Raw genomic sequence first — 13351 nt, 5'->3', positions numbered from 1 at the left:
ATGGTGATTACTATATGCACAAATAGGATAAAATTTGTGCATATGGGGTTTAGTGGTGAGGCTGATAAAAGCGTTTGTTGAGCCATAGCTCAATGGTATTACGGCTAGCTTCAAAATGAGGCTCAGGTAATGGGTCAGTTGGGGAGATCCACAACAGGCTTTCGCATTTATCCGCTTCCATGATCTGTGGGGCTTTTTCTCCGTTATATTCCACATGCATGCAGATGGAAACGGTATGTTTTCCTTCTTGTTGGAAGGTTTCGATATTATTGCTGATACCAAATACGGTTGGGGTCTCGATATCAATACCAATCTCTTCTTTTATTTCACGGATTGCACAGGCTTCGAAAGATTCTCCTGGGTCAACATGGCCTCCGAAAATAGACCAGTAAGGCGCATGCTGACTGCTACGTTTACCTAGGAGAATTTGCCCTTGGGCGTTAGTAATCAGTACGCCGATACCAACAACAACATATTGAGGATCCGACATTATTTTTCCTTCTTCTTATTTTTATAAAGGAAAGAATTTTGCCACGTTACTTTCAAATTACAATCAGGAAAAAATACAAATATCACTGAAACTAACAGTTATTAGTGTTATAACTATGCCCTGAAAATCTTGTGATAAGACCGTCTGCACGAAGACAATAATGATAAGGGAGATAAGTGGTTATGACTCGCCGGGTTGCTACAATTACATTAAATCCTGCTTATGACCTTGTGGGGCTATGCCCTTCCATCGAAGTCGGTGAAGTCAATTTAGTTAAGACCGCTAGTCTCAATGCTGGAGGCAAAGGGGTTAATGTAGGAAAAGTCCTGCGTGACCTCGGTATTGATATCACTGTTAGCGGCTTTATGGGTAAGGACAACCAAGAAGAATTCCAACACTTCTTTAGTGAAAATGGCATGGCAAACCGCTTTAGCATGGTGCCAGGTCGTACGCGCATTAATGTTAAGCTCACAGAAAATAACGGTGAATCGACAGACTTTAATTTCTCTGGTTTTGATGTCAGTAAAGAAGATTGGAACCGTTTTTCCACAGAATCCCTTAATTGGCTTGGTCATTTTGACATGGTGGTGGTAAGCGGAAGTTTACCTAATGGGATTGAACCTGAAGAATTCACACGTTGGATGACTCGTCTGCGTCAATTATGCCCTTGTATTATCTTTGATAGTAGCCGCGAAGCATTAAAAGCGGGTCTGAAAGCATCCCCATGGTTAGTTAAACCTAATCGTCAAGAGTTAGAAACATGGGTAGGGCGTAAATTACCTGATTTAAAAGATGTTATTGCGGCGGCACATGAGCTGCGTGATAAAGGCATTTCTCACGTGGTCATTTCCCTTGGTGAAGAAGGTGCTCTTTGGGTAAATGCTTCAGGATCTTGGCTTGCAAAACCGCCTCAATGTGAGGTTGTCAGTACGGTAGGTGCTGGGGATTCAATGGTTGCAGGGTTAGCTTACGGCTTATTAAATGGTGAGACTAGCGAGCATACACTCCGTATGGCGACCGCAATTTCTGCGTTATCGGTTTCTCAGCCTGATGTTGGCTTAAAAAATCGTAATAAGCTGGCGGATATGATGGCGAAAATTGAGATGAAATCATTGTAAATATTGTACGATTATTTCATTGAGAAGGCGGCTATAGAAGGCCGCCTTTTTGTTTGCGATGGTTTTTGTCTATTAGCTGTCTTAGCTATTTTGTTGCGATTTTAACCATGCAATCTCTTGTGGCCAAATATCGGGATTGATGGTCTCTAAAATCAGCGGGATACCATCAAAACGTGGGTCTTTCATAATATAGCTAAATGGTGCATAGCCAATATTGCCTTCACCTAAGCTATGATGGCGGTCAACACGGCTGGCAAATTCACTTTTCGCATCATTAAGATGCATACCTTTTAAGAATTCAAAGCCCACAATGTCAGAAAATTGTTGGAATGTTTTCTCGCAATCTTCTGCTGTGCGCAGGTCATAACCTGCGGCAAAGGCATGGCACGTATCAATACAAACACCGACACGGCTTTGATCTTTAACGCGCTCGATGATTTTAGCTAGATGTGTAAAATCAAACCCCAGATTTGTCCCTTGTCCTGCAGTATTTTCAATGACGGCGATAACACCTTCAGTTTCTTCTAAGGCGATATTGATCGATTCTGCAATACGCGCGAGGCAATCATCAACTTCAATTTGCTTAAGGTGGCTGCCGGGATGGAAGTTCAGCAGGTCAATTCCCAATTGCATACAACGCTGCATTTCATCAATAAAAGCGACGCGAGATTTCTCTAATGCTTCAAATTCAGGATGCCCCAAGTTAATGAGATAACTGTCGTGGGGTAAAATTTGGTGCTTTCCATAACCGTATTTAGCGCAGTTTTGTTTGAAGCTTTTAATTGATTCATCACTAAGGGGGGCGGCTTTCCATTGACGTTGATTCTTGGTAAATAAGGCAAATGCAGTGGCTCCAATTTCATGGGCGCGAATCACTGCTTGGTCTACGCCGCCAGAGGCGCTGACATGTGCTCCAACATATTTCATGATAGACTCCTTTTTTCAGGAGTATGCCATTAATAACTAAAGAAATGAAACCAATAAAAAAATGCCGCTTATAAAAAGCGGCAATCGGAGGTGCTCAAAAAAGGAGACAAACTTAGCAAGTAGAAAATGAGGGTTAAAACACCGACTGAATAACAACGTTAATCACTATACCGCCGAAAATTAACCAAGCGAACAAGATAGCAGCCATCAATAAAGGTTTGATCCCCGCTTGTCGAATCGCACTGACATGCGTTGTCAACCCTAATGCCACCATCGCCATCGCTAATAGGATGGTATCTAACGTAATAATTTGTTTAACCAGTTGCTCAGGTAATAAGTTGAATGAGTTAAACGCGGCGACTAAGATAAAAATCACCGCAAACCAAGGGATCGTAATTTTACTTTTTTGGGCGCCCTCTTGCGTGCTGGCCGCATTTTTACGGCTAATAAATGCAGATAAGATAATTAAAAACGGCGCCAGCATCATCACGCGTAACATTTTCGCTATCACAGAAGCATTTTCTGCATCTGGACCAATAGTATGACCTGCGGCAACAACTTGGGCGACTTCATGTACGGTTGAACCGATATAAATCCCGAATGTTTCTTGAGTCGCAGGGATCCAGCCGAAATGCGCATTTAACTGATATAACCATGGGTAGACAAAAATACCAATGGTACCAAAGATCACCACGGTTGAAACGGCAACTGCGACCTTACTTGCGGACGCTTTAACGACCGGCTCGGTTGCCATTACGGCAGCTGCACCACAAATACTGCTACCCGCACCAATTAACATGGTGGTTTCATCATCAAGTTTGAATACTTTTTTACCAAGCCAATAAGCTAAGAAAAAAGTGGAGGTTAATGTGAGTGCATCAATAATCAGTCCTGTGGCTCCCACGTCGGTAATTTGCTGAAAAGTCAGGCGAAAGCCATACAAAATAATACCGGCACGTAAAAAATAGTGCTTAGCGAATTTAATCCCTGCATCGCTACTTGTACTAATCGCAGGGTAAACGGTATTTCCCACACAAATACCAAGAAGAATAGCCAGAGTGAGCGCGCCCAGCCCGATATCCATAAACCATGATTGTTCACCAAGATATATGGCAATGGCTGTTAAAATTCCCGCTAAAATGATCCCCGGAACAAGTTTTAGAATAGGGAATGAATTATTTTGTGTGATTGCTTTGGTTCCAGTTTTATCCATGACTACACTCTTTATGACGACTTAGATTAAGTTGGAATAAGCATATAACAAAAAATGTAATAATCTAAATTGATTGTTTTTGTATTATTTATCTAAAAAACAGATTAAGAGTTTCTTCTGGTATATTGCTAATAAATGATTAATATTAACAATATTATTACAACTACATAATCATCTTGGAGCTTTCTGTATGCGTATTACATTGAGGCAGCTTGAAGTTTTCACGGAAGTATTGAAAAGTGGCTCCACGACGCAAGCATCGCAATTATTAGCGTTATCGCAGTCCGCAGTGAGCGCTTCACTGACTGACTTGGAAGGGCAATTAGGTGTGCAACTCTTTGACCGTGTAGGTAAACGACTTGTCACTAACGAACATGGGCGCCTACTTTACCCAAAGGCATTAGCGTTATTAGAACAAGCATTTGAAGTCGAGCAACTGTTCAAAAAAGAGATGGGTGCAGTTCGTTTGGCGGCAAGTACCACAATCGGTAACTATATGTTGCCTGAGATTTTAGCCGGGTACCGTCATGATAATCCTGAAATTCCACTGGAATTATTTATCGGCAATACCGAGGAAGTCATTAAAGGCGTGATGGAGTTTCGGGCTGATGTGGGGCTGATAGAAGGGGTTTGCCACAGTCCTGAACTCATCTCAAAACCGTGGTTAAAAGATGAATTAGTGGTGTTTTCCGCACCAAGTAACCCCTTAGCACAGAAAAAAGTCACCTTAAAAGAGTTAAAAGATGCGCCATGGATTTTGCGTGAAAGAGGCTCTGGTACGCGTGATGTACTAGATCAACTACTCTTTGCTCACCTTCCAGGCTTCCATATTTTAATGGAGTTAGGTAATTCCGAAGCGATTAAACATGCGGTACGTTTTGGGATGGGCATCAGCTGTTTATCTCGACGCGTGATTGCGGAGCAGTTAGAGAATGGCACGCTGGTAGAGCTTGAAGTGGAAGAGTTACAACTTGAGCGTACGTTATACCTGATTTATCACCGTCAGAAGCATCTTTCTAACGCGATAACGAATCTGCTGGATTATTGTAATTGACGTTTTATTCACTATAACGTGTTTTGCTAATAATTATCGCTGGATTATGAAGGTATCTTATAACAGCAAAGAGTTGCTTAGTTCTGCCGTTTGAGTTTGTTAGAATCCCCCGCGTTATTGACTGAAAATAAAATACAGGGAACAGATGGCAGAACAACATACAACGACATCGATGAGCGGCGGACCAAGATTACGTCGAGAACTAAAAGCTCGCCACCTCGCGATGATCGCAATTGGCGGCTCCATCGGAACCGGTTTATTTGTGGCATCCGGTGCCACAGTAGCACAAGCTGGACCGGGTGGAGCGCTCCTCTCATATGCCATTATTGGTTTAATGGTGTATTTCTTAATGACCAGCTTAGGTGAATTAGCTGCGTACATGCCAGTCTCTGGCTCCTTTGCGACTTATGGCGCAAAATATGTCGATGAAGGCTTTGGCTTCGCATTAGGTTGGAACTACTGGTACAACTGGGCGGTGACTATCGCGGTTGACCTTGTAGCGGCACAATTAGTGATGACCTACTGGTTCCCAGATACCCCAGGCTGGATCTGGAGTGCTATCTTCTTAGCAATCATTTTCTTACTGAACTACATTTCCGTTAAAGGCTTCGGTGAAGCGGAATATTGGTTCTCGCTAATCAAAGTGACCACGGTGGTTATTTTTATCGTCGTTGGCGTGCTGATGATTTTCGGCATTATGAACGGCGCAGAAAACGCGGGTTGGCATAACTGGGAAATTGGTGATGCACCATTTGCTGGTGGTTTCTCTGCCATGATTGGTGTGGCGATGATCGTAGGGTTTTCATTCCAAGGTACTGAATTAATCGGTATTGCGGCGGGTGAGTCAAAAGATCCAGCGAAAAATATCCCTCGTGCGGTGCGTAAAGTGTTCTGGCGTATTTTGCTGTTTTATATCTTCGCGATTTTAATCATTAGCTTAATTATCCCTTACACTGATCCAAGCTTACTGCGTAACGACGTGAAAGACATTAGCGTAAGTCCATTTACATTAGTATTTGAGAATGCAGGTTTATTATCAGCGGCAGCGGTGATGAATGCCGTTATCTTAACTGCGGTTCTCTCTGCGGGTAACTCCGGGATGTATGCCTCAACGCGTATGCTGTACACCTTGGCTCGTGAAGGTAAAGCACCGAAAATCTTTGCTCGCCTGTCAAAAGGTGGCGTACCACGTTATGCATTGCTGGCAACCACGGTTGTGGCGGGTCTGTGCTTCTTAAGCTCAATGTTTGGTAACCAAACGGTATATCTGTGGTTATTAAACACGTCAGGTATGACTGGGTTTATCGCGTGGTTAGGGATTGCCATCAGCCATTACCGCTTCAGAAGAGGCTATATTGCGCAAGGTAGAGATCTTAATGACTTGCCATACCGCTCTGGTTTCTTCCCAATCGGGCCAATTTTCGCCTTTATCCTGTGCTTAGTGATTACACTGGGTCAAAACTATCAAGCTTTCTTAGAAGATAAGATTGACTGGGTAGGTGTTACCGCAACCTATATCGGTATTCCTCTATTCTTAGCTATCTGGTTCGGATATAAAATCGTGAAGAAAACCTCGATTATCCGTTATAAAGAGATGAGCTTCCCGTCATATAAAGAGAATTTAGAGAAGTAATTTTCTCTTAAAATTAAGATGTTAATGGGTAATGTTGGTCAGTGAGTTTGCTGACAACATTACCCATTTTTGTTTTCTAAGGGGATGACGTTGATTGGGTGTTTTCTGGTATAACTAGCGTTGCACGCAGCACCATCTCTCCCGCATCAATTAGCGCGGACAACTCCTCTTCTGTTTCGCCCGCTCTCGCCCGTAGCGATACTGAATGCAGTAATGCGATAAGCGTTTTTACGAGTAATCGCGCATTTTCAGGTTCACGTAAGGTCGATTTTTCCTTTTCGATACAAGTGATAAGCATCGTCTCCTGTGCAAGGATAACGTCTTTTAGGAAGGCTTGTACCTGTGGGTCATCGGTTTCTGCTACGGCAGTAGAGAGCACCATACAGCCCGTTTTACCGTCTACTCCGTTATACAAGGAGACGGTGGCACGAAGCCAACGGCTAAGTCGTGCGAACAATGACTCATTTGGCGATTGCTCAGCCAGCGCAGCTGCGTAATGTGCCTGCGCGATTTCACCAAACCGTGCCATTGCTAATTCATACAGTCGCGCTTTGTTTCCAAAAGCGGCGTAGAGACTCGGCTTTTTCATCGCAGTGACGTTAACCAAATCTTCAAGTGAAGTCGCGGAATACCCCTTGCGCCAGAATAACGCCATGATGTTATTTAGTGCTTCATGGCTATCATAATTTCGTGGTCTACCTTTTTGTGCCATTTTATTACCATTCAGTACAAAAATAGTTTACTTCATTGTATATCATATATTATCTTACCGATCAGTATAATAATGGCAATTAAATAACCAAAGGTAATAGAATGAATAAATATGATTATGCTATTAGCACGGCTGCTGGGTTAACGACTCCGTCAATTCAGGCGCTGATTGCAGGGGGTAGGGCACAACAATCTTCTTTACTTAAAGTGGGTATTTTTGTCTGCCCAGGATTTATGCCAATGGACATTAATGGGGCGCAATCCGTTTTTACTATCGTGGGCGCTGAAATTTATTTTATCTGGAAGCGTAAAGAGTTGCTTGAGGGCTACACAGGGTGGCCAACTATGCCAACAATGACATTCGATGAGTGCCCTGATGATTTAGATGTTTTAGTCACGGGTATGGTGCCTCCGGAGGTTATTGAAGATCCTGAAGTGATTCAGTTTTTTGCACGGGTTGGGCATACCGCAAAAACGGTGATTGGTACTTGCTATGGCTCGTTAATGCTAGGAACGGCAGGGTTATTGCGGGGTAAACGGGCAACAAGTAATAGCAATGTTGTCCCGATGCTACCAGACGTAGGGGCAATTCCTGTAGGGGGCAGCGATGTCGTCATCGATGGGTCGATTTATACCTCTGGACCGGCAACTGGTTCATTTGACGCTTCACTGTTGGTGCTCAAAGCCTTGTGTGGGGAAGAGGTTGCCTCCCTTGTCGAATTGGCAATTGAGTATGATCCTCGCCCGCCGTTTCGTACTGGTTCACCTGAACTTGCAGGCCCTGAAATGACGGCAATAGCACAACAGATGACTGCACCACTAAACCAACAGTATCACGCTGCGGCAAAACGCGGTTACGCACAATTTAGCCTGAATATTAATCAATAACCTTCCGTATCTACTGCCTTTTTGCGCTTGTATTTAGCCTTCTTTTGACAAGCGCTCACCTTTCTTCGTTTTTAATCGGATCTACGACTGATGAATAATCAGCCGCAGATCTTGATTCAAAAGATTTAACCTTTGACTTAAGTCACACAATTCATCACGGAAAGTCATGAATCATTCAATAATGGTATTGATAAGTATTACCATTTACATTATTGTTACCGCCTGCGAATGAGAGTTAATTACTTAATTGATTTAGCTTCGAAAGTGGTAAACCTCAGAAAGTATCATGTCAAAAGAATAATAAACCTTTGGGGCGTTAGACGACCCATGCTGAGCATAGAAAATTCATTGTTAAGATAAAGAAATCTCTTGGAGAATTGGGAATGGTTGTTTTTACTAAAAGAAAAATAGCAGTTAGTATTATTGCGGCTATCACTGCGGTACCTGCTTTTGCGGATGACAGCAGCGATAAAATTTTTGTAACAACTGCATCAGGCTATCAGCAAAAGATTGAAGATGCGCCAGCATCAATTTCCGTTGTGACACGTGAACAGCTAGAAACTAAAGCTTATCGCGATGTGACGGATGCCCTGAAGGATGTTCCTGGTGTTCTTGTTACTGGTGGCGGTAGTAGCTCCGATATTAGTATCCGAGGGATGGATGCAAAATACACTATGATCCTTATCGATGGAAAACGTGTGGATACTCGTAGCATCCGACCAAATAGTGATGGATCAGGTATCGAACAAGGCTGGTTGCCACCATTACCTGCTATTGAACGCATCGAAGTGGTTCGCGGTCCAATGTCCTCTCTTTACGGCTCTGATGCGATGGGCGGGGTTATCAATATTATTACTCGTCGTGTTCAGCAAGAGTGGACAACAAGTTTACGAGCAGATACTACCATTACAGAACGCAAAAATTCAGGTAATACAGGGCAAGGTAGCTTCTATACCTCGGGACCATTAGTTGATGGTTTATTAGGAATAAAGTTACAAGGTCAATATTCACACCGAAGTGAAGATAAAATTATTGATGGATTTGGTCGCCAAATTATGACTAGTGGTGGCGGTACATTATCACTGACACCAAATGAGCAAAACGCCTTTGATTTAGACTTTAAAAAAGATAACCAGCATCGTGACTATCGTGAGGGTTATACCGCTGCATATGGTGATGGTAGCGGATTTAGTAAGTACGATATGACTCATGTAGCTTTAACGCATACAGGTACTTATGATCTTGCATCGACGGACACTTATGTTCAGTACGATGAAGCGAAAAACCCAGGCCGTAAAATGACGGTAGAAGATTTAGTCGTCCGTAACCAAAGTGTTTTCTTACTGGGTGATCACAGTGTCAGTATTGGTGGTCAGTACCGTAAGGAAAAGCTAAAAGATCAAAGTAACAAGCTGCCGGGAAATAGTGAGTTAGACAGATATAGCTGGGCATTATTTGCAGAAGATGAATGGTTAATGACAAATGACTTTGCATTAACAGGTGGTCTGCGAATGGATAATGATGAAAACTACGGTGCTCATTGGACCCCCCGTTTATACGGTGTTTGGCATGCAGATGAGCAATGGACGATTAAAGGTGGTGTATCCACAGGTTATAAAGCACCAAGTTTACGTGAATCGTCGGCAAACTGGGGACAAGCAACTGGCGGTGGTAAAGGAAATGCCGTCATTTACGGTAACCCAGATCTTAAACCAGAAAAAAGTATCACTGAAGAGATTGGTGTTATTTGGAATAATCAAGATAACTTAACTGCTGGGGTTACTATTTATAATACTGATTTCAAAGATAAAATTACGGAAATCAGACGTTGTGACAATAGCATTGACACAATCAGAGACTGTACGTTAGCGGATGGTGAAGGTGATACCCCAGGTAAACCGTACCGTTTTGTTAGCGATAAAGCCAACGTTGACAAAGCAAGAATGCAAGGTGTTGAAGTGACTTTCAACTGGGGAATTCTTGATAACCTCGAATTTGCAGCGAACTATACCTATACGCATACAGAACAAAAAAGTGGCGTAAATAAAGGTAAGCCGTTGAGTAAGCAGCCTAAGCACATGGTAAATACCACCTTGACTTGGGATACAACGGAAGATTTACAAACTTGGGGTCGTATGAATTTCCGTAGTGAAACTTCAGATTATCAAGGTCGTGGTCAGCAAATGAGTAAAGGGACACCATCCTATGCAATGTTTGACCTGGGTACGAGCTATAAACTAAGTAAAAATGCCAATATTGTTGGTGGTGTTTATAACGTATTGGACCGTCGTGTAGATCAAGGCACCTATGGCGCGGAATTAGAAGGTCGTCGTTATAATATCGGCATCAACTACAACTTCTAATTAAACCATTAGTTTTTGTTTATCTAAGCCCTTTGGTTAATCGCCAAAGGGCTTTTTGTACTATTATTTAAAAAGAAAATAGATATCCAAAAAGAAAATCAGTAATTCGGAAATAAAGATATGGTTATTTATCTCTAACTGCGTCAATCTTCCTCACCGCGATATGGAGCCAAGCAGGAATAGACTATGCCCAAATTTAACCGTTATTTTAGAGCTAGTTGTCTGAGTTTTTTACTCTTTATAGGCTATATTTCCAATGCCCTTGCGGGTGATCCGGGACCTTACCGACTCGTTTTTCTCGATATTTCAGAATCACCGTATCAAGATGGACAAAAATTATTAATCGAACTGCGCAAAATGGAGAGGCTATCCTCTGTTCAAAGAGACGGCTGCTTTATGTGTAATGGCAGTGATGATGGTGATTCTGATGTGGAAGTGTTGTATGTCTACTCGGTTCCTGTGGGATTATCCATCGAAGCACTCCGTAAAGCCGTCAATGGTGATGTTGAGGCGAGAAACAGTATGCAATCGGTACTGGGTAATTTTAAAGACCAATATGATTATGGCGTGGATGGTTTATTGATTTATAACCATCAAGAGGGAAAAGTAACGGTCTATACGATGGATAACAAAGTTGGTAGTCCATTGCAGTCAGAAACCAAAGCCGTAAAAAGTAAATTACTGCACTCAAGTTTAGATATGTTATTGGAAAAAAGTGCCGCGAAATTAGACCGACCGGTTTAGCATTTTATTAAGGATAATCAATCGGCTTTAGTGTCATTTATCGTCTTAAAAGCATGTCATATTAGCTATCAGAACGGAAAGTCTAAAATTATCAGAATTTCTCATCGAAAAGGGGGCGTTTTGTTAACAAATTGGCTTGCTATTTACAGGTATGACGTGCAAAATGCGCGGACTAAAAAATGACTGATGCCTGATAAAAACCGGCATCGGTTTTTTTGCTTTTTAGGGTTCTTTCATTTTAACGGGGCCGGATATCAGGCCGGATAGATAAATAAATATTTACGTGTAGCTAATATTTCATGCTACAGCTTTGAGGAATGCTTTTATGGCTTACTTTTTCGCACTGGCAGCAGGGCCAAGCGGTCGTCGTTGCCGCATTGATGACTACGGAGCAAACACCGGCTTCGCACAGACGCTTTTCCACTTCTCTTCTTTCTTCTCTGCTTATAGGCAGATGCAAAGTCTTCCCAGTAACTGTCGATTGAGTCGAAGTACGCAATCGAAAGTTATGGGGGGGCTTTATCATGCAAAATAATTCCGTACCTTTAGATATCGGCCACAACCAAACTGGCGCCAATAACCGTGTTCAACTTGCGAAGACATTAACGCTTGTACAAGTTGTTATGATTGGTATTGCGTATATCCAGCCAATGACTATCTTTGATACTTTCGGAATGATATCAGATAAGACTGGTGGTCACGTCCCGACTTCATACATTATTGCACTTGCTGCGATACTGTTTACTGCACTGAGCTACGGTAAGCTGGTTAAACGCTTCCCATCAGCGGGTTCAGCCTATACTTATGCCCAGAAATCAATGAGTCCACATATTGGTTTCCTTGTGGGTTGGACATCTTTGCTGTCCTACATTTTCATGCCAATGATCAACATCTTATTGGCGAAAATTTATTTACAAGATATTTTCCCGAATGTTGAACCTGCGTATTTTGTTATTGGTTTGGTTATTTTAATGACTGCCGCCAACTTACGGGGTATCAACGTGATTGCAAACTTAAGTACTGTAATTGCGATTATCCAAATGGGGGTAATGGCAGTATTCACAGGTTTAGTGATCCACGGCGTTTCAAATGGTGAAGGGACAGGGGAGATCTGGACATTCAATCCATTTGCGAATGAAAAAACTGAGATGATCCCGCTGATAGCTGGGGCAACCATACTCTGTTTCTCATTCTTAGGTTTTGATGGGTTAAGTTCACTGTCAGAAGAGACACCAAACGCAGGTAAAGTCATTCCTCGTGCAATTTTCTTAACTGCACTGATTGGTGGTGTGATCTTTATTACCGTTTCGTTCTTCTTACAGCAATTTTTCCCAGACGTTTCACGTTTTGCGAATATTAACGAAACACAGCCTGACATTATGCGATTTGTGGCGGGGTCATTCTTCCAAGCCATTATCCTTGTGTTCTCCTGTGTCACGGTATTAGCATCCGGTATGGCAGCTCATGCGGGTAGTGCGCGTTTAATGTATGTAATGGGTCGTGATGGTGTATTCCCAGAAAAAGTGTTCGGCTATGTTAGCCCAACATGGCGTACCCCAGCTTATAACGTCTTATTAGTTGGCTTCTTAGCCCTCGGCGCTATCTGGTTTGAGATGGATTTTGCAACAGCATTAATTAACTTTGGTGCGCTGATTGCATTTACATTCGTCAATATTTCAGTCATCAGCCAGTTCTTTATTCGTGAACGCCGAATTAAAGGCTTCAAAAATATCATGAACTATTTGATATTACCGATCATCGGTACGCTAACAGTCTGTGTGCTGTGGCTGAATATCGAAGAAGATTCAATGGTTTATGGTCTGATTTGGACGGCGGTTGGTCTGGTGTATATGGCGGTGCTGACTCGTATGTTCCGTAGGCCTATGCCGCAGATGAGCGACCTATAAATATATTCTTCATTCTTCGCGTCGTAGCGTTGTTGGCTGCACGCGCTAGCCCTAGTCACATACTTATGTATGCTCCTAGGGTCTAGCTTGCTTGCCGCCTAGCTACAACACGAATTATTTTGAATATATGTCAGCATAGCTGCCTAAATATAACTTCAAATACAGGTTGGCATCAAAATAGTTAAACTGCGAACTGAAATTGATGACTAATAAAAACAGCGCCTTTGGGTGCTGTTTTTGTTTCTAAAGAGTATTAATAATTTCTTAACATATTAATCTTATGTGATATTGTGGATGGGTTTA

The 13351-nt window shown here is 42.4% G+C and carries 11 protein-coding genes; 7 read left to right on the top strand and 4 right to left on the bottom strand.

Translation table 11 applies throughout. The features are described from left to right. Positions 1 to 49: 49 nt before the first annotated feature. Positions 50 to 490 (bottom strand): nucleotide triphosphate diphosphatase NUDT15, encoded by a 441-nt coding sequence (locus GKR61_RS06040; RefSeq protein ID WP_154639638.1) that lies wholly within the window; start codon positions 488 to 490, stop codon positions 50 to 52. Positions 491 to 672: 182 nt separating this feature from the next. Here GKR61_RS06040 and fruK point away from each other — a divergent pair, with 182 nt between their 5' ends. Continuing rightward, positions 673 to 1608, top strand: a complete 936-nt coding sequence (gene fruK / locus GKR61_RS06035) for a 1-phosphofructokinase (protein ID WP_036953017.1) — start codon at positions 673 to 675, stop codon at positions 1606 to 1608. Between the two features lie 81 nt (positions 1609 to 1689). Here fruK and nfo read toward each other — a convergent pair whose 3' ends face one another. Next, positions 1690 to 2535 carry a deoxyribonuclease IV gene (gene nfo / locus GKR61_RS06030; RefSeq protein WP_036953020.1) on the bottom strand — a complete coding sequence of 282 codons (846 nt, stop codon included), beginning with the start codon at positions 2533 to 2535 and terminating at the stop codon, positions 1690 to 1692. Positions 2536 to 2668: 133 nt separating this feature from the next. After that, positions 2669 to 3748, bottom strand: a complete 1080-nt coding sequence (locus GKR61_RS06025) for a YeiH family protein (RefSeq protein WP_036953023.1) — start codon at positions 3746 to 3748, stop codon at positions 2669 to 2671. Positions 3749 to 3938: 190 nt separating this feature from the next. On the opposite strand from GKR61_RS06025, the gene yieE reads away from it, so the two are divergent. Together yieE and GKR61_RS06015 are read left to right on the top strand one after the other, a co-directional pair. Continuing rightward, positions 3939 to 4802, top strand: a complete 864-nt coding sequence (gene yieE, locus GKR61_RS06020) for a DNA-binding transcriptional regulator YeiE (protein WP_036953026.1) — start codon at positions 3939 to 3941, stop codon at positions 4800 to 4802. A gap of 145 nt (positions 4803 to 4947) precedes the next feature. Beyond that, on the top strand, positions 4948 to 6435 hold the full coding sequence (locus tag GKR61_RS06015) for an amino acid permease (RefSeq protein WP_036953029.1): 1488 nt from the start codon (positions 4948 to 4950) through the stop codon (positions 6433 to 6435). A gap of 76 nt (positions 6436 to 6511) precedes the next feature. Here the strand turns inward: GKR61_RS06015 and GKR61_RS06010 are convergent, their stop codons facing one another. Then, complete coding sequence (locus GKR61_RS06010) at positions 6512 to 7147, bottom strand: TetR/AcrR family transcriptional regulator (RefSeq protein ID WP_154599451.1); 636 nt, start codon at positions 7145 to 7147, stop codon at positions 6512 to 6514. 101 nt (positions 7148 to 7248) lie between these two features. Here GKR61_RS06010 and GKR61_RS06005 point away from each other — a divergent pair, with 101 nt between their 5' ends. The 4 genes from GKR61_RS06005 to GKR61_RS05985 all read left to right on the top strand — a co-directional run bounded on the left by GKR61_RS06005 (position 7249) and on the right by GKR61_RS05985 (position 13048). Further along, the gene (locus tag GKR61_RS06005; protein WP_154599452.1) at positions 7249 to 8034 is read left to right on the top strand and encodes a DJ-1/PfpI family protein; all 786 of its coding nucleotides are present in this window, start codon (positions 7249 to 7251) and stop codon (positions 8032 to 8034) included. Between the two features lie 383 nt (positions 8035 to 8417). Continuing rightward, on the top strand, positions 8418 to 10397 hold the full coding sequence (locus GKR61_RS06000; protein ID WP_154599453.1) for a ligand-gated channel protein: 1980 nt from the start codon (positions 8418 to 8420) through the stop codon (positions 10395 to 10397). A 186-nt stretch (positions 10398 to 10583) separates the two neighbouring features. Next, a complete protein-coding gene (locus GKR61_RS05995) occupies positions 10584 to 11141 on the top strand; it encodes a hypothetical protein (protein ID WP_036953038.1) in 558 nt (185 codons plus the stop codon). Between the two features lie 524 nt (positions 11142 to 11665). Next, on the top strand, positions 11666 to 13048 hold the full coding sequence (locus GKR61_RS05985) for an APC family permease (protein ID WP_154639637.1): 1383 nt from the start codon (positions 11666 to 11668) through the stop codon (positions 13046 to 13048). Positions 13049 to 13351 lie beyond the last annotated feature (303 nt).

It is taken from the genome of Providencia sp. wls1916 (assembly GCF_009706585.1).
Taxonomy (GTDB): Bacteria; Pseudomonadota; Gammaproteobacteria; order Enterobacterales; family Enterobacteriaceae; genus Providencia; species Providencia lanzhouensis.
The sequence above is the reverse complement of the archived record's forward strand: the minus strand, read 5'-3'. Positions and strand labels throughout refer to the sequence as shown.

Coding starts and splice junctions, on each gene's coding strand:
- GKR61_RS06015 (WP_036953029.1), top strand. CDS start 4,948: ATGGCAGAACAACATACAACGACATCGATGAGCGGCGGACCAAGATTA.
- nfo (WP_036953020.1), bottom strand. CDS start 2,535: ATGAAATATGTTGGAGCACATGTCAGCGCCTCTGGCGGCGTAGACCAA.
- GKR61_RS06040 (WP_154639638.1), bottom strand. CDS start 490: ATGTCGGATCCTCAATATGTTGTTGTTGGTATCGGCGTACTGATTACT.
- GKR61_RS05995 (WP_036953038.1), top strand. CDS start 10,584: ATGCCCAAATTTAACCGTTATTTTAGAGCTAGTTGTCTGAGTTTTTTA.
- yieE (WP_036953026.1), top strand. CDS start 3,939: ATGCGTATTACATTGAGGCAGCTTGAAGTTTTCACGGAAGTATTGAAA.
- GKR61_RS06005 (WP_154599452.1), top strand. CDS start 7,249: ATGAATAAATATGATTATGCTATTAGCACGGCTGCTGGGTTAACGACT.
- GKR61_RS06010 (WP_154599451.1), bottom strand. CDS start 7,147: ATGGCACAAAAAGGTAGACCACGAAATTATGATAGCCATGAAGCACTA.
- GKR61_RS06025 (WP_036953023.1), bottom strand. CDS start 3,748: ATGGATAAAACTGGAACCAAAGCAATCACACAAAATAATTCATTCCCT.
- GKR61_RS05985 (WP_154639637.1), top strand. CDS start 11,666: ATGCAAAATAATTCCGTACCTTTAGATATCGGCCACAACCAAACTGGC.
- GKR61_RS06000 (WP_154599453.1), top strand. CDS start 8,418: ATGGTTGTTTTTACTAAAAGAAAAATAGCAGTTAGTATTATTGCGGCT.
- fruK (WP_036953017.1), top strand. CDS start 673: ATGACTCGCCGGGTTGCTACAATTACATTAAATCCTGCTTATGACCTT.